The sequence below is a fragment of the Bartonella sp. B41 genome (genome assembly GCF_053795765.1).
This window is the reverse complement of sequence record NZ_CP200037.1, coordinates 1,208,549-1,224,455: the sequence shown is the minus strand read 5'-3', so window position 1 is coordinate 1,224,455 and position 15,907 is coordinate 1,208,549. Positions and strand designations below refer to the sequence as shown.

Annotated in this window: 14 protein-coding genes; 11 read left to right on the top strand and 3 right to left on the bottom strand. The window is 36.9% G+C overall.

The window, feature by feature from the left end:
• The first annotated feature begins 118 nt into the window (after positions 1-118).
• The 5 genes from V4P54_RS05390 to V4P54_RS05370 all read left to right on the top strand — a co-directional run bounded on the left by V4P54_RS05390 (position 119) and on the right by V4P54_RS05370 (position 5,053).
• Positions 119-1,084: an ABC transporter substrate-binding protein gene (locus tag V4P54_RS05390; RefSeq protein WP_455477003.1), complete on the top strand. Its 966-nt coding sequence runs from the start codon at positions 119-121 to the stop codon at positions 1,082-1,084.
• A gap of 47 nt (positions 1,085-1,131) precedes the next feature.
• Positions 1,132-2,028, top strand: a complete 897-nt coding sequence (locus V4P54_RS05385) for an ABC transporter permease (RefSeq protein WP_455477002.1) — start codon at positions 1,132-1,134, stop codon at positions 2,026-2,028.
• The gene (locus V4P54_RS05380; RefSeq protein WP_455477001.1) at positions 2,021-2,815 is read left to right on the top strand and encodes an ABC transporter ATP-binding protein; all 795 of its coding nucleotides are present in this window, start codon (positions 2,021-2,023) and stop codon (positions 2,813-2,815) included. Before V4P54_RS05385 ends, V4P54_RS05380 begins: the two co-directional genes overlap by 8 nt.
• A 4-nt stretch (positions 2,816-2,819) precedes the next feature.
• Entirely contained in the window at positions 2,820-3,863 is a 1,044-nt protein-coding gene (holA, locus tag V4P54_RS05375) for a DNA polymerase III subunit delta (RefSeq protein WP_455477000.1), read from the top strand.
• A 248-nt stretch (positions 3,864-4,111) separates the two neighbouring features.
• Positions 4,112-5,053 (top strand): prephenate/arogenate dehydrogenase family protein, encoded by a 942-nt coding sequence (locus V4P54_RS05370; RefSeq protein WP_455476999.1) that lies wholly within the window; start codon positions 4,112-4,114, stop codon positions 5,051-5,053.
• A 30-nt stretch (positions 5,054-5,083) separates the two neighbouring features.
• Here V4P54_RS05370 and V4P54_RS05365 read toward each other — a convergent pair whose 3' ends face one another.
• Positions 5,084-5,788: a TlpA family protein disulfide reductase gene (locus V4P54_RS05365; RefSeq protein WP_455476998.1), complete on the bottom strand. Its 705-nt coding sequence runs from the start codon at positions 5,786-5,788 to the stop codon at positions 5,084-5,086.
• A gap of 406 nt (positions 5,789-6,194) precedes the next feature.
• On the opposite strand from V4P54_RS05365, the gene V4P54_RS05360 reads away from it, so the two are divergent.
• The 4 genes from V4P54_RS05360 (at position 6,195) to V4P54_RS05345 (ending at position 11,152) form a co-directional block, all read left to right on the top strand.
• Positions 6,195-6,374: a hypothetical protein gene (locus V4P54_RS05360; RefSeq protein WP_455476997.1), complete on the top strand. Its 180-nt coding sequence runs from the start codon at positions 6,195-6,197 to the stop codon at positions 6,372-6,374.
• An 8-nt stretch (positions 6,375-6,382) separates the two neighbouring features.
• Entirely contained in the window at positions 6,383-7,657 is a 1,275-nt protein-coding gene (gene lysA / locus V4P54_RS05355) for a diaminopimelate decarboxylase (protein WP_455476996.1), read from the top strand.
• Between the two features lie 114 nt (positions 7,658-7,771).
• Positions 7,772-10,189, top strand: coding sequence for a TIGR02302 family protein (locus V4P54_RS05350; protein ID WP_455476995.1), 2,418 nt, complete (start codon positions 7,772-7,774; stop codon positions 10,187-10,189).
• 201 nt (positions 10,190-10,390) lie between these two features.
• The gene (locus V4P54_RS05345; RefSeq protein ID WP_455476994.1) at positions 10,391-11,152 is read left to right on the top strand and encodes a class I SAM-dependent methyltransferase; all 762 of its coding nucleotides are present in this window, start codon (positions 10,391-10,393) and stop codon (positions 11,150-11,152) included.
• 26 nt (positions 11,153-11,178) lie between these two features.
• Here the strand turns inward: V4P54_RS05345 and V4P54_RS05340 are convergent, their stop codons facing one another.
• A complete protein-coding gene (locus V4P54_RS05340; protein ID WP_455476993.1) occupies positions 11,179-11,613 on the bottom strand; it encodes an EVE domain-containing protein in 435 nt (144 codons plus the stop codon).
• 144 nt (positions 11,614-11,757) lie between these two features.
• Positions 11,758-12,852, bottom strand: a complete 1,095-nt coding sequence (gene tsaD / locus V4P54_RS05335; protein ID WP_455476992.1) for a tRNA (adenosine(37)-N6)-threonylcarbamoyltransferase complex transferase subunit TsaD — start codon at positions 12,850-12,852, stop codon at positions 11,758-11,760.
• A gap of 311 nt (positions 12,853-13,163) precedes the next feature.
• Here tsaD and V4P54_RS05330 point away from each other — a divergent pair, with 311 nt between their 5' ends.
• Together V4P54_RS05330 and V4P54_RS05325 are read left to right on the top strand one after the other, a co-directional pair.
• Positions 13,164-14,324, top strand: a complete 1,161-nt coding sequence (locus tag V4P54_RS05330) for a COG4223 family protein (RefSeq protein WP_455477697.1) — start codon at positions 13,164-13,166, stop codon at positions 14,322-14,324.
• A gap of 27 nt (positions 14,325-14,351) precedes the next feature.
• Entirely contained in the window at positions 14,352-15,902 is a 1,551-nt protein-coding gene (locus tag V4P54_RS05325; RefSeq protein WP_455476991.1) for a heme biosynthesis HemY N-terminal domain-containing protein, read from the top strand.
• Positions 15,903-15,907: the final 5 nt, after the last annotated feature.

The window sequence follows — 15,907 nt, the reverse complement described above, 5'->3', positions numbered from 1 at the left end:
ATATTTCAGTGTGATTTATTTTTTTAGACTAAATTAAGGTAGAAATAACAGTTGATTTTAAAAGTGCTTTCTAATAGAATTACTGCCTTTTAGCAGATATGTGATGAGGGGGATGAAAGTGCTAAAGAGGATAATGTTGTGTGCGACCGTTATGGCTGCTTTTGCAGTGGGTGGTTTTGCATCGGCAGCCGATCGAGTTAAGATTGCTATTACTCAGATTATGTTGCATCCTGCTGCTAACGCTGTTCGCAAAGGGGTTATGGACGTTCTTATGGAAAATGGTTATAAAGATGGTGAGAACTGTGAAATCATCTTTTTACCTGCACAAGGGAATATTTCTACGGCAATGCAGGTTGCTCGTAAGTTTGTTGGTGATAAACCGGATGTGATAATTGCGATTGGTACGCCTTCAGCACAGACTGTATATGCTGTAACGAAGACAATACCTATTGTTTTTGCTGCAATTTCTGATCCCATAGGGGCAAGATTAGTATCTTCACTTACTAAGCCAGGTGGTAATGTTACGGGAACTTCTGACAGTATAAATATTGCAGGAAATCTTAAACTTTTGCAAGAAGTAAAGCCAGATTTAAAAAAACTTGGCTATCTCTATAATGCTTCTGAAGCTAATTCAGTTTCAATGCTTCAGTCGCTAAAATATGAGGCACATAAAGTTGGGATTACGATTATTCCTTCATCAGCTCCTAAGCCTTCTGATGTTCAAGCAGCAGCGCGAGCTTTAATTGGTAAGGTAGATATGATTTTTGTTCCAGCTGACAATACGGTTCTTTCTGTTTTAGAGGGAGCAATAAAAGTTGTGCAGGAAACAGGAATTCCTTTATTTACAGTTGATTTTAGCAGTATTGGGCGAGGAGCTTTTATGGCGCAAGGTGTGAATTTTTATGATGTTGGAATTGATGCTGGAAAATTAGTTTTGCGTATTCTGAAGGGTGAAAAGCCTGGCGATATTGATGTTGTGCAGGCAACTAATGATAAGATACAAGTAGATATGAAAGCAGCTAAAAAAGCTGGCCTTGTTATTCCTCAGGTAGTTATTGAACATGCAATAAAGGTTATTCAATAGGATTCTATGTATGGGATAACTTAGATTTTATGGGGGGTGAGCTCTGAATGAGTGTATTTGCGTTTTTTGGTGCTGTAGAACTGGGTCTTATCTATGCGTTTGTTTCTATAGGGGTTTATCTTTCATTCCGCATTTTAGATTTTCCTGATTTGACAGTTGATGGTTCGTTTCTTCTTGGATCATGTGTTTGCGGTGTTTTAATTCTTTTTGGGTTTAATGCTTGGGTGGCAATGGTGTGTGCTTTTTTTGCGGGCATGGCGGCTGGTTTGTTAACAGCTTTTCTGAATTTGCATTTCGGTATTCTAAATCTTTTGGCTTCAATTTTAACAATGTCAGCTCTTTATACTGTTAATCTTCGAATTATGGGAATTCTTGGAGGATCCAGTATTAACTTAGCATTTTCTGATACAGCTCTTACACCTTTTTATAATTTATTTGGTTTGTCTGATGTGTTTGTACGTCCTCTTTTTATTGGCTCTGTATTATTGGTTGTGGGATTTTTAATTTGGCGGTTTTTAGAAAGTGAAATAGGTCTTGCTATGCGGGCAATAGGAGCTAATCCGTCCATGGCTACAGCACAAGGAATTCATCCGTCAAGACTGGTTTATTTTGGCATTGGTCTTTCAAATGCATTTGTTGCGCTTGGAGGTTCCCTTTATATTCAAACCGCGATTGCTACTGATATTACGGGTGGAATTGGTACAATTGTTTTTGGTTTAGCTGCTGTTATTATTGGTGAAGCTTTATTTCGTACATGTAGCATTTTAGGGACTATTATTAGCTGTATTGTAGGATCTGTTCTTTACCGTGTTGTTGTGCAGTTGGCGTTCGAAGTACATGGGGTTGGTATTGATGCATCAACGGATTTGCAGTTAATTACAGCTTTTTTGGTTGCAGCGACTCTCATTATGCCACGTTATTTTAGAGGGCGTAGAAATGATTGATCTTTCTCATGTTGGAGTTACATTTAAACCGCAAACGCCTTTAGAAAAACAGGCTTTAGTTGATATTAATCTAAAAATTAGTCGTGGCAGTTTTGTTACGATTATTGGTTCAAATGGTGCTGGTAAGTCAACTTTGCTTAGTGTTTTATCTGGGGCACTTTTCCCGACAGAAGGAAAAGTAATAATCAATGGACAAGATGTTTCTCGGCAATCTGTAAATAAGAGAGCTGGAAAGATTGCTTGTGTTTTTCAAGATTCGTTGGTGGGAAGTTGTGGTTCTTTAACAATTGAAGAAAATTTAGCTCTTGCAGCTTTGCGTGGGAGATGCCGTAGTTTGCGTTCAGCTTTAAATCATGAGAAGAAGCAATTTTTTCGAGATAAGATTGCTCTATTAGGTCTTGGTCTTGAAAAGTGTATTCATAATCCTATGCGTAGTTTATCGGGTGGGCAACGCCAGGCAGTTTGTCTTATTATGGCAACCTTGGCACACGCAGATGTTTTATTGCTTGATGAGCATACATCAGCGTTGGATCCAGGAATGGCTGATTTTGTGATGCAGTTAACTGAAAAAATTGTTGAAGAGCAAAGATTAACAACTATTATGGTTACACATTCTATGCGTCAAGCTCTTGATCATGGAGATCGTACATTGATGTTGCACGGAGGGAAGATAATTTTAGATGTGTGTGAAGATGAGCGTAAAGGGTTGAATGTGAGTGATCTAGTGGGTATGTTTCAGAAAGTTCGTGGTAAAGTTCTTGATGATGATGCACTTTTAATGGATTGATATTTTGGCTTATAAGAAAGCGTATGAAGTTGATAATTTTTTAACGTGTCTTTCTCGTTCTTTTCCTGTTGTTCTTATTTACGGTCCTGATCGTGGTCTCGTTTGTGAGCGTGTGCGGCGTTTTATTAAACTTACGAAGATAGAAGCAGAGGACCCTTTTTCAACGGTTCGTTTAGACGCATCTGAAATTGATAAAGATCCTACGCGGTTGATGGATGAGGCATGTGCTTTATCGCTTTTGGGTGGTGATCGTTTGATATGGATTTCTAATGGTGCTAATCAAAAAAACTTCATTGTAGCTCTTAAAATTTTAATAAAGCAGTTACCAGAAACAAGTTTTGTTTTAATCGAAGCGGGAGATCTTAAAAAAGGGACAGGATTGCGCGATGTTATTGAGAAGGCATCGACGGCGATGGCTTTGCCCTGTTTTGCAGATGATATCCGTTCTTTAGATTTGTTAATTGATGAGGTTTTGGGTCATTTGGGTATGACCATTGCCTTAGATGCACGCAAGTGGTTACTTCATAATTTAGGAGGAGATCATCTTGTTTCACGTAGTGAATTAGAGAAGCTTTGCCTTTATGCTTTGGAAAAAACGAACATTAATCTTGAAGATGTGAAAGCTGTTGTTAGCAATGTTAGTGTGCTTTCTCAAGATGAAGTCATTGATGCTGTTTTGTTGGGAGATGTGGCTGGGTTTGAAATGTGTTTCGAGCGGTATGTAGCTACGCAAGGTGCACTTTTTTTCATTTTGAATATGGCACAAAGGCAGTTTCAGCAATTGCAACTTTTGCGTTATAAAATAGACGTTGAAGGAAAGAGCATTTTTACTGTGGTTTCTCAGATACATCCACCAATTTTTTTTCAGAGAAAAAAGACAGTTGAACTTTCCTTAAAGTATTGGGGACTGGAGCAGATTTCTCACGCGATGGAACAAATTCAAGATGCTGTTTTGGAGAGTCGTAAAAATCCTTTTTTGGGTAAATCCATTATTCGTCAAGTTTTGTTGGGGTTGACGATTGTTGCACAGCGTCAAATGGCTTCTTAAAATATTAAGTGCTTATTTGCAATAAGATTGACAGTTTTTGGGCTGGATGCTACGCTTTTTATTATTGGTTTCATTGATATATTTTTTAGATCGATACAGTCTATTAGTGGCTTGCATAGATGGTTATTAGCCGGTGCGTGTTGTATTGTCGGTTGTAATTTTCAAGACGTTTGGCATTATTTTCGATTATTAGTACTAAGTGCTAACTGTATTTTGTTGTTATTTTAAGAAATTTTAAAGGTAAAGAAATGTCTCGTATTCATTTTGAGAAAATAGCATTGATTGGAATCGGGTTAATCGGCTCTTCTTTAGCGAGGGTTATTAAAAAGGAAAATCTTGCAAGCTATATTAACATTTCTTCTCGCAGTAAAGAAACTCTAAAAAGAGCTCGTGAATTGGAGCTTGGTAATTTTTATACAACCGATAATGCAAAGGCTGTTGAAGGAGCCGATTTAATTATCATTGCTGTTCCTGTTGGATCTAGTGCAGAGGTAGCGAAAAATATTTGTAATCATTTAAAACCTGGAGCAATCGTGAGCGATGTTGGTTCTACAAAGGAATTGATGATTGCAGAAATGACACCTTTATTGCCAAAATCAATACATTTTATTCCGGGTCATCCAATTGCGGGAACTGAATATTCTGGGCCTGATGCCGGATTTCCTGATTTATTTATGAATCGCTGGTGTATTTTAACTCCTTTTGCTGAGAACGATGCTTCTGCTGTGGCAAAATTAACATCTTTTTGGGAAGCTTGTGGTGCGTGTGTTGAGATAATGGATCCAAAACATCATGATCTTGTTTTGGCGGTTGTTTCTCATTTACCACATTTGATTGCGTACAACATTGTTGGTACAGCAAGTGATTTAGAAAAGGTAACAAATTCAGAAGTAATTGCTTATTCGGCTTCAGGTTTTCGTGATTTTACTCGTTTGGCATCTTCTGATCCCGTTATGTGGCGCGATATCTGTTTGCACAATAAGGATGCTATTTTAGAAATGTTGAGTCGTTTTAATAAAGGTTTGGCATTTTTAGAGCGAGCAATCCAACAAAAAAATGGGGAAGAATTGCTTAATTTTTTTACACGCATGCGAGCAATACGACACAGTATTATTGCCGCTGGACAGGAAATAGATGCTCCCGATTTTGGACGTCATGCAGTTGTTAAAGAGAATGTAAAAAAGAAATAATTCTATTTACCATTAAATTTAATGGTAGGATTAATTTGCTGATGTTTCCTCTATGAAAGCTTTTATGAGAGCTTTGGCATCTTCGTTAGCCCATGGAGCAGCACCATTAAGGAAAGCGATAAGATCACCATTTTTGTCAATTAAGAGTGTGATTGGCAGTCCTGCAGCTATTCTTTGTTTTTTCATTTCCCTGAAAATATCCATTGTTTTATTGTTGTAGTATACCAAGTTACTTGCATGAGCCTTGTGCAAAAATTGTTGAATTTTTTCATGAGAATCCGTTCCATCGGTGTTAATGGCGATGACATCAAAAGCATCTCCTCCCATTTCGCGTTTTAATTGTGCCAATTCTGGCATTTCTGCACGGCATGGTGCACACCAAATGGCCCATAAATTGACAAGAACTGGTCTACCATTGAAATCACCGATTTTAAGATCTTTATCTTGAGCATCTTTGAAAGAAAGATGATTCATATTATAAGGTGTGTCGGTGAATCTGAGGTAGGTAAAAAAGCCTTTTGCTGCTTTTTGAATCGCTGTTATTTTTTTTGATCTTATTTCGTTAATATTTGTCTCTTGCGCTTTTGCTTGCGATATGAAATCGAAAAAGAAAGCTTCTTTTCTATTACGATTATTGTCCATTGTACATAAAATTAGGGCAATGATGAGAGAAGAGATGCAGAATTGTATTTTTTTGTTATTATTTTCTCGTCTTGTAAAAATTTTAAGAATCATAAGTTTGTCCTTTTCATGAATGTTTTTATGTATGGATGATGAAAAATTAAAGAATCAAAGGTGAGAAAGACGGTTCATGTGTGGATTTTGCTGTAATTGTGAAAGAAATAAATGTTTCGATTGATTTTAATAAAGAACTTTATAGACAAGATATTGAAGTTTTTCCCCTATACATCATGTTAGCGCAAAAAAAGACCGTTTTACAATCAGATCATGTAGAAATTATTTGTGATTTTTCGTCAAGATTTTTTTATGGGGTGTTCGCTTCTTCACAAAATTCTGACAACGCAGTCTTTAGAAGATATTTTACAGAATTTCATGTTGAAAAAATGTTTTGTAACCGTTTTAGTGATTTGGTTTAAAATGAATAAATAAAAAGAGATATCAATTGGAAGGAAAAGGACATATGAAGTTCATTCTTAAAAATTTAAAAATTGTCCTTTTAGGAGGAATTATTATCGTTGGGTGTGGGCGTAAAGGAGCATTGGAATTTCCTTCTACAACAGTGGTTGATATTTCTCAGAGAGGGCGTGTTTCCAAAAGTAGAATAGAGAAGCCATTCATTCTTGATTGGTTAATACGATAGAGGCTTTTATGTGTTTTTTTTCTTATAACAAAGGTATTCTCTATGCTGAAGGTCTTTCACTCGTGGAACTTGCTCGAGATGTTGGTACGCCTTTTTATTGTTACTCAGCTGGCTCACTCATTGCACGTTTTAAAGATTATCAAAATGCATTTAGGGATATGCCAAGTTTGATTGCTTATGCAGTTAAGGCTAATTCTAATCAAGCAATTTTGAAGATTTTAGCAAATAATGGAGCAGGGGCAGATGTGGTTTCAGAAGGTGAATTACGGCGTGCACTTGCTGCTGGGATTCCTGCTCATCGTATTGTTTATTCTGGTGTTGGGAAAACGGTTGCAGAGATGGACTTTTTTCTTGCGCATGATATTCGTTGTTTTAATGTTGAATCGGAGCAGGAGCTTGAGCAATTGTCTGCTCGTGCAGTTGCACTTTCTAAAATAGCATGTGTTTCTTTGCGGATTAACCCTAATATTGATGCAAAAACTCACAAGAAGATAACGACAGGAAAATTTGAAAATAAATTTGGTATTCCACTATCATCTGCGTGGCATGTGTACAAAAAAGCATCTAGATTGCCTGGAATTCGTATTTGTGGTGTGGATATGCATATTGGTAGTCAGATTTGCGACTTAAATTCATTTAAAGAAGCATTTCTTGTTGTTGCAAATTTTGTGAATCAATTGCGAGGTGATGGTTATGAGATTACTCATGTTGATATTGGGGGAGGACTTGGTATTCCTTATCGTCATGAGAAGCACAGTATTCCATCAGTTTTTGATTATGCGGCATTGGTAAAAAAATATATTAAGCCTCTAGGAGTTAATGTTATTGTGGAGCCTGGACGCAGTATTGTTGGTGAAGCTGGTGTGCTGGTAACATCTGTCGTGTACTTTAAAGAGGGGAAGGAACGGAATTTTGTTATTGTTGATGCAGCAATGAATGATTTTATTCGGCCAACGCTTTATGATGCGTACCAAAATATTGTACCTGTGGAAGAAGTTGTGAAAGGTGCGGTATTGGTTGGGGCGGATGTTGTTGGCCCTGTTTGTGAAACCGGTGATTATTTGGGGTTAAATCGTTTTTTGCCAATGTTAGCAACGGGTGATCTTTTGGCAATTACAGAGGCGGGTGCTTATGGTGCAGTAATGGCAAGTACTTACAATAGTAGGCTTTTAGTGCCAGAGGTTTTAGTTCATAATTTGCGTTATGCGGTTATTCGTCCACGTTCTGATTATACGCAATTGATGGGTTTAGATTGTATTCCAGAGTGGATTGAGAATTGCTAAGTTGCTATTCATATGTTTACTAAAGTTTGTTGCAATGAATTTTTTTCTGAAAATTATTTCATATATGTTTTATGATTCTTGCTCATCGTTATGAAAAAAGACAAATGTTCATCTATGAAAAATGAAAACAGCAAAAGTTTTGCAGTAATGAAGCTTTTGTACGTGCGTGTTTTGTCTTGGTGTGTCTTATTTTTTGAAAAGTTATGGCCAAGATTATTGCCATTTTTTATGGTTTTAAGTCTTTTTTGTTCGCTCAGTTGGTTTGGTATTTTTAACAGTCTGAATTATTGGTTGCATCTGTTATTGCTTGTTTTGATGCTTTTTTTTGCTGTTGGGAGTTTATTTTTTCTTTCTGGTTTTCGTTTTCCAACGATTAAGGATATTGACCGTCATATCGAACGGGAAAATGGACTAGAAAATCAGCCTTTATGTGCTCAAACAGATTGTTTATGTCGTGAGGATGATGACAATTTGAGTGCAATTATTTGGCGGGAGCATCAGCTCAGGATGGCAAAAAAATTGTGCAATTTGCAAATTGGATTAATTTATCCTAATAGCGCTTCATATGATCCTATGGCTTTCAGGTCTTTATTTATATTACTTTGTGTGTGTTCTTTTAGTTTTTCTTTTGGTTCTTTAGGGGGACGTTTGGCAGATGCTTTTGATCTTCGTCCTGTTATTGATGAAGCATCAATGCATATTGATGCTTGGGTAACACCACCTGCCTATACTGGGGTTGCACCAATTTATTTTACACAAGCTGATACAACACAATTTGCTGTTCCTGAAGGAAGCAACGTGGTTGTGCGTGTTATTAATGGATCTGGTGTTACAGTAAAGGCGGTATCTTCAGGTGATGCGAGCAAAATTTCATTTTTGAAAAAAGATGAAAAAACGTATTTGAATGATTCGATTATTCATTTTGAAACATGTTTGGAACGTTCAATGGATTTGTTTGTATCATCACGTCAGAAGCAACAGCATTGGCATTTGCAGATGATTAAAGATAAGTCTCCGACAATTCGTTGGTTAGAAAAACCAGGGCGTATTTTTACTGGTGCATTAGAGATGCAGTATGAGATGGATGATGATTATGGAGTTACAAAAGCCTTTGTTGAAGTAGAGCTTCTACTTGATGAGTATAAAAATACGACTTCTCTTTATCAGGCACCTAAAATAGAACTTCTTTTGGCGCGTGGTGGAAAAGGTAAAATGCGGATGGTACAAGATGTATCAAGCCATCCATGGGCTGGTTCAAAAGTGAAAATTACTTTGGTGGCAGAAGATGGTGCTGGGCAGCAGGGTCGCAGTGAGACTTTTGTCATGGTATTGCCACAGCGTATTTTTTCAAATCCTGTGGCTGGTGCAGTGAATGAATTACGTCGTTTGTTGGCGCTTAGTCCTTCTCTACAAGATCGTGTTCTTGATATGCTCTCTGCTTTACTTGTTCGTCCGGAAGATGGGCTTCAAAATGCTGCATATGTTCTTGCATTACAAAGTGCATGGACAAGACTTTCTATGGCAAAAACAAATGATCAATTGCGTGATGTTGTTGACTATTTATGGCAAATTACTTTAGGTATTGAGAACAGCGTGCCCGAATCTGTTCGGAAAAATTTAAAACAAGCTCAAACTGCCTTACGTGATGCACTTCGCTATGGTGCTCCAGCTGCTGAAATTGAACGTCTTATGACAGATTTACGCAAAGCGATGGACGATTATATTCATGCTTTGGCTGAAAATGCGCAAGATAACAGAAATCTTAGCAATTTTAATCTTTCTGATGATGTATTACAAAAGAAGCTGAATTTAATTGAAGAAATGGCCAAGGCAGGATCATCTTTTGCTGCCGAACGATTATTAGCTGAAGTTGAACAGATGCTTGATCATTTGCAGGTTAAAAAGAATTATCAGAGTGAAAATACAGGAAATGACCAAACTGCGCAGATGAAAAAAGAGCTTGATCAGCTTAGTGATTTAATACGTCGTCAGCAGGAGATTCTTAATGAGACACATCAGTTAGAAATGGAGCAGCAGTACGGAAAAAATGTAGATAAAAAGCAAAGGAGATCTATAAAAAAACGTCAGTCTGAATTACGATCTGAGTTATCGTTGTTGAAACAAGAATTATCTGAGCATGGTTATAAACAGAATGATGCATTGAAAAAAGCAGAAAAGAAAATGAACTCTGCAGAAATTGCTCTTGATAGTGGAAATAGTGGACTTTCTATACAAAATCAGCAAGGTGTTTTAGAGGCGTTAAGACAAGGGGCTCATCATATTTTAGAAGAAATGCGTGAGATACTTAAAAAACAAAGAGGTAATAAAAATTCTGTTTTTAATTCTGAAGATCCATCGTTCCCCCCATTTTTTTCAAAAACTGATTCAGAACAAGAAGGTGCAGAGATACTACGAGAAAATGATCAAATGCGTGCACGGCAAATTTTGAAAGAGATTCGCGAACGCCTTGGTAGAGAGCAGATTTTGGAAGAAGAGAAAAACTATCTTGAGAGATTATTGAATTATAATTAGTCGTGTAATTTTTTAGTTGATATTAATAAAAGTATATTGAAAGTTTCCGTTGGGTATGGGCTTTAAAAGATAAAAATATAATCACAATTATTTGTGGAATAGTTGTAAAAGTGTTTTTGTCAATCATTGTGGAGAAAAGTCAGAATTCCATATAAGTTGGGTATATGATGTCTGGAATTTATTTCTATATGGTATGTTGAATTGGATATAGTCACACTTAGAGATTTCTATGCTTCTGCACTTGGTATGCGTGTGCGGAAGACTTTGTGTGATGAATTAGATTTGTGTTGGCCAGATCTTACCGACAAGCGAGTTATGGGTCTTGGTTATGCGGTTCCTTATCTTTCTTTTTTGCGTTCACGTTCTCGCCAGTGTTTTGCTTTTATGCCTGCTGGTCAAGGTGCTTCGCCTTGGCCTCGTGCTGATAAGGTTTCTACGGCGCTTGTTTTTGAAGAAGATTTACCGCTTCCAGATGCTTCAATTGATTGTGCTTTATTAGTACATGTCCTTGAATATACAGAAAATTCATTTGAAACGTTAAGTGAAATATGGCGTATTTTAGTTCCAAATGGTCGCTTAATTGTTGTTGTTCCAAATCGTTCCAGCTTTTGGGCGCGTAACGATTGTACACCTTTCGGATATGGGGAGCCTTATAGCCGACAGCAAATTACTCATTTACTTGAAAAAACAAATTTTATTTCTAAACCTGTGCAGGAAGTTGTACATTATACGCCTTCTTCTGGTTATATTTCTCGGCTTGTCTCGTTTTTTTATGAACCTTTTGTGCGTCATATTTTACCTTATTTTGGCGGTCTTTTGATGTGTCAGGCTCAAAAATGTGTTTATCAAGGTTTATTAGTGCAGCGTCGACAGTCTGGGCGCGTTTTTGTTCCTGCGTTGTCGTCACGGGTATGGGAAAGCTCTTTTTTGTCCCATACTCATTTCGTTCAGAAAAAAAATTAATAATATGTTTTTGGGGAACAGCAAATTTACATTAAGAACATTTTCATCTCAAGATTTCCCATGGAACAGATTTCTTTCCATTCATATTTTGTGACAGGTTGCACTGATAGACGACTAGTTTTAACCAGTGCCATATTTTCCAGTTTTGGATTTGCTTTAATTTGTTTTAGTGAAACAGGGATTGGCATATCGCAGATAGCTCTTATATCTACACATTCCCAACGTGGATCAGAGGTTGTAGAATCGGGATGAGCTTCGGCACATACCTCCACAATACCTACGATTTCTAATCCTTGATTTGAGTGATAAAAAAATCCTTTATCTCCACATTTCATAGCGCGCATATTGTTACGTGCTTGATAATTGCGCACACCATCCCATTGTTCACCATCGGCACCTTTTTTTTTTTGCATCTTCCATGACCATTTATGGGGTTCAGATTTAAAAAGCCAATAAGCCATACGACCTCCTTTTTATAACTTTGCCGTATTTTATAAACTATGAGTATCTGTTTATAGGTATTTATATGGCATTACAAAGAATGATTTTGAATTTCAAATGATGTAACGAATGCTCATTGTTGAGTTAGCTTTCTTTTTCATATTTTATGCTTTTGTTCCACGTCGTCCCATTCCTATTAAAGGAGTTGCTTTTTCATCTAAAGGCCAGCGGGAGCGAGGGGCAATATCAAGAGGGCTTGTTTCGCCTCGTGCAAGCCGTTTTGCACCAGCAAATGCAATCATTGCGGCATTATCAGTACATAAGGAAAGGGGAGGTGCTATAAATTCAAAATTGTATTGATCAGCAAGATTTTGTAACGTAAGGCGAATAGCTTGGTTGGCAGCTACTCCTCCTGCTACAACCAAAGCAGGAGGGCGACGTCCTTTAAAATGAGAGAGAGGATATTGGTGGGAAAAATATTGTAAAGCTAAATGAACACGATCGTGCACTGTATCGGTAACTGCTTCTTGAAAGCTTGCAGCAATATCAGCAACGTCCTGTTCTGTGAGAGGAGCTATGGCTATAGCGGCTTGTCGAACAGCAGTTTTAAGGCCTGAAAAAGAAAAATCTAATCGTTTTTCACCTTTTAAAGGTCGTGGGAGGGGAATGCGGTTTTTATTGCCTAGTAAAGCTGCTTTTTCAATTTCTGGGCCGCCAGGATAAGGGAGACCTAGGAGTTTTGCAGTTTTATCAAAAGCTTCTCCCAATGCATCATCAATGGTAGTTCCTAAACGCTGGTAATTGCCTATTTCGTGTACAAGAATTGTTTGTGTATGACCACCTGAAACCAACAGTAGTAAATAGGGAAAATCGATATTATGTGTGAGTATAGCTGTTAAAGCATGCCCCTCTAAATGGTTTACAGCGATAAAGGGTTTTTTAATGGCGAGAGATAACGCTTTTGCGCTCATAACTCCTACTAAAAGTCCTCCTATCAAACCAGGACCGCTCGTAACTGCAATGGCATCAATATCTTCTAATTTTGTATTAGCTTCTGTCAGTGCTTTGAGTATCAAATAATCAAGAATTTCAACGTGGGCACGAGCAGCAATTTCAGGTACAACACCACCGTAAGGTGCATGATTATCTATTTGGCTCCACACAATATTGGAAAGAATTTCACTGTTTCTTTCCTCGTTATATTCGATGATAGCGGTGGCTGTTTCATCACAGCTTGTTTCTATTCCCAACAGGCGCATTTTAGATAAGACCTTATGTTGAAAGATTCTTCGTATGTGTGGGTATCATGAACAGGAAAAGATGCAAAGAATTTCTATTAAAATTGGCTGCATATATGAAAAATAAAATGTGTTTTTTAGTATAAATTTTAATCTATTTTCAATTTATAAAGATGTCTATAGTTGGGATAATATATTGAGTTCTTTTTTAAATAAATGATTTTGATTAGAAAAATATCAAATAACTGTTTTTTATAAAAGTAGTTAATTTTTAAAGCTTTTTTCATTTTGTTGTTTTACCGTCAAAGAGAGGTGCAAAAAAAATGACAGAAATGGCAAATTTTTCAAAACGAGATGTTAAACAGAATTACACTGGTGTTCATCGTAAGAAGCCCGTGATTGAACACAAGGCTTTAAATCATGATTTAGGGAAAGAAAGACAAGATTTAGAAGCATTTGGTGCTGCGAAGAAGAAAAGTAAATGTGAGAATTGTATGAATTGGTTCTTTTTGCCAATCTCAGGAATTATTGGTGGTATTATTGCGGTAAGTCTTTGCATAGCAATGCAACGAGTTGATTTTTTCCCTTTTTCTTTGTTAGGTAGTCATGTAGGAGAGGAAAAAGCTTTGCATATTTCTGAGACTGCAAGAATTAATTCAGAAGAAACAATGAGAAAATTAGAGAATATGATGCAAGAAATGAATGCATTGAAAGCAGATATTTCTTCTTTTTCATCACACAAAAAAGACGAATTTATTCAAGGTGATAAGATATTACAAGAAAGAGAAGGAAAATTTTTTGCGTCTTTAGAGGATAAAGTGAGTAGCCTTGAAGAATCTGTACAATCTTTAGTTAGAATACCAAGAGATGTAGAGACAGCTTTGTTTATTGGTCAGAGAAACGCAAATGATCTTGTCGCATTAAAGCAGAAGTTAGAGAGTATGCAGGAAGAAATTTCGGCTACAAGTCATGAGAAACAGAATAATAATAATGTTTCAGTATTTATTGCGGTTAGTTCATTGAAAAATGCTATAGAACGTGGTGGATCTTATATAAACGAATTAAAAATATTACAGCAATTATTGCCTTCCATTGATGGGCTAGATTTGCTGCAAAAGACAGCTGCTGTCGGTCTTCCAAATCCAGCTAAATTTTCTGCTGATTTTTCTAGCATTGCTGATGCGATCGTGGGTACTAAAAATATTGTGGCATCAGACGCTGGTTTTTTTGAACAAATTTTTGCATGGATAAAAAGCTTGGTGGTTTCACGACCAGTTGGAAATGTTGAAGGTATGACTTTGGAGGCAATTGCTGCTCGAATGGAGGTCGCTATTCAGATGGGTGATTATGAAAAAGCTTTAGCTGAATGGAAATATTTACCTGAAAGTGCAAAAGATGTTTCAGTAGATTTTATTCACAAGCTGGAGACATATGTTGCCGTTCATCTCCTTCTTCAGCAGTTGTTGATGTCTGCACAGCAAGGGTCTTTATAAGTTGACAAAAATATAAATAGGATCGAAATGATACGTGTTGTTATTTATGCTTTTGTTTTATGTATTTTCAGTCTAGTTTTTGGGTGGATTGCCAATCATAATGGCATTTTTGTCATAACATTTTTGCATTTACGGTTTTCTTTTTCATTATTGACCGTTTTAAGTGCACTCATTTTCTTTTTTGGAATGCTGGTATTTTTGTGGTGGCTTTTTTCTGTTACTTTTTCTGTACCCAGTATTTTATCTAATTATTTTTATAAACGTCACAAAAAGCGAGGTTATGAAGCTCTTTCACAGGGGATTCTTGCAGTTTTTGCTGGTGATAATATTTTAGCGCAAAAAATGGAGGCACGTGCTGTAAAATATCTTTCAAATTCTCATGAGCCATTGGTAAAATTTTTACAAGCGCAAACATTGTCTTTACAAAATAATTCTGCACGAGCCATTAGTCTTTACGAGGAGATGAGAAGAGAAGCACCGACAAAATTGGCTGGGCTTTATGGTTTATTTTGTGAAGCTATGAATACAAAAGCTTATGAGGCTGCTCAGCAATATGCAGAAGAAGCGTTGTCTTTGTCACCAGCGCTGTTATGGGCTAATCAAGCTGTTCTTGATCGGTTAAGTGCTGAAAGAAATTGGGATAAAGCCCTTGATATTTTTGAAAAGGCGCAAAGAGTTTTACCACGTTCTGTTCGCTTAACTCCGGAGCGCAATCATACAAAGGCTTTGTTATTGAGTGGTAAAGCTCTTGATTTGTTTGAAACGCATCCTTCAGAAGCACGCTCGGTTATTTTGAAAGCGCATAGGTTAGCATCTGATTTTGTACCAATAACGGTGATTATGGCTGATATCCTTTATAAATTAAACGAAGTGCGTAAAGCTGATAAAATTATTATTGCGGCTTGGAAGAAAGAGCCTCACCCTGATTTAGCAGCGCTTTATCTTCAGAGAGAAGAGGGAGCTGTTGGGAGATTAAAAAGAGCAAAAACACTTGCTTCCTGCAATAAAAATACATTTGAGTCAGCATTTTTAATTGCAAAAGCTGCTTTAGATGCAGGCGAAATAAAGTTAGCAAGAGAACAGGCACGAAAAGCGCTTCAATATCATTCACGGGAAAGTGTTTATTTGCTGTTGGCTGATATTGAAGAGGCTCAGGGTAACAATCAGGTAATGGTACGTAAATGGCTTTCTTTGGCATTTCATGCTGAACGAGATCCGGTGTGGATGTGTGATGGTACAATTTTTTCTTCTTGGTTTGTTGTTTCTCCAATAAGTGGACGTTTAGGATGTTTTGAATGGAGAGCGCCTCCTGATAGGATTCCACTGACTTTAGAGGCAAACGAGATTGCGTTAAACAAAAAGAATGAAGAGGACGTTGTAAAGAATAAAAGTTCTTTTATTGAAGATAAGCCTCTTGGAGAGCTCCTACCTACAAAAGACCATATTTTGCATAATACTTATCCGAACAAACAAAATCCAGAGTCTTTAAACCAAATACATTTGAATGTTGATGACCCAGGAATTAAAACTGAAGAAGAGGATACATCTTCTTTGAATAAAAAAGTTCAATTGTTTTAGGGGTA

Bases quoted from the DNA above. Each gene is read 5' to 3' on its own strand.
- V4P54_RS05385 (WP_455477002.1), top strand. From the start codon at position 1,132: ATGAGTGTATTTGCGTTTTTTGGTGCTGTAGAACTGGGTCTTATCTAT.
- V4P54_RS05380 (WP_455477001.1), top strand. From the start codon at position 2,021: ATGATTGATCTTTCTCATGTTGGAGTTACATTTAAACCGCAAACGCCT.
- V4P54_RS05370 (WP_455476999.1), top strand. From the start codon at position 4,112: ATGTCTCGTATTCATTTTGAGAAAATAGCATTGATTGGAATCGGGTTA.
- V4P54_RS05365 (WP_455476998.1), bottom strand. From the start codon at position 5,788: ATGATTCTTAAAATTTTTACAAGACGAGAAAATAATAACAAAAAAATA.
- V4P54_RS05360 (WP_455476997.1), top strand. From the start codon at position 6,195: ATGAAGTTCATTCTTAAAAATTTAAAAATTGTCCTTTTAGGAGGAATT.
- lysA (WP_455476996.1), top strand. From the start codon at position 6,383: ATGTGTTTTTTTTCTTATAACAAAGGTATTCTCTATGCTGAAGGTCTT.
- V4P54_RS05350 (WP_455476995.1), top strand. From the start codon at position 7,772: ATGAAAAATGAAAACAGCAAAAGTTTTGCAGTAATGAAGCTTTTGTAC.
- V4P54_RS05340 (WP_455476993.1), bottom strand. From the start codon at position 11,613: ATGGCTTATTGGCTTTTTAAATCTGAACCCCATAAATGGTCATGGAAG.
- tsaD (WP_455476992.1), bottom strand. From the start codon at position 12,852: ATGCGCCTGTTGGGAATAGAAACAAGCTGTGATGAAACAGCCACCGCT.
- V4P54_RS05330 (WP_455477697.1), top strand. From the start codon at position 13,164: ATGGCAAATTTTTCAAAACGAGATGTTAAACAGAATTACACTGGTGTT.
- V4P54_RS05325 (WP_455476991.1), top strand. From the start codon at position 14,352: ATGATACGTGTTGTTATTTATGCTTTTGTTTTATGTATTTTCAGTCTA.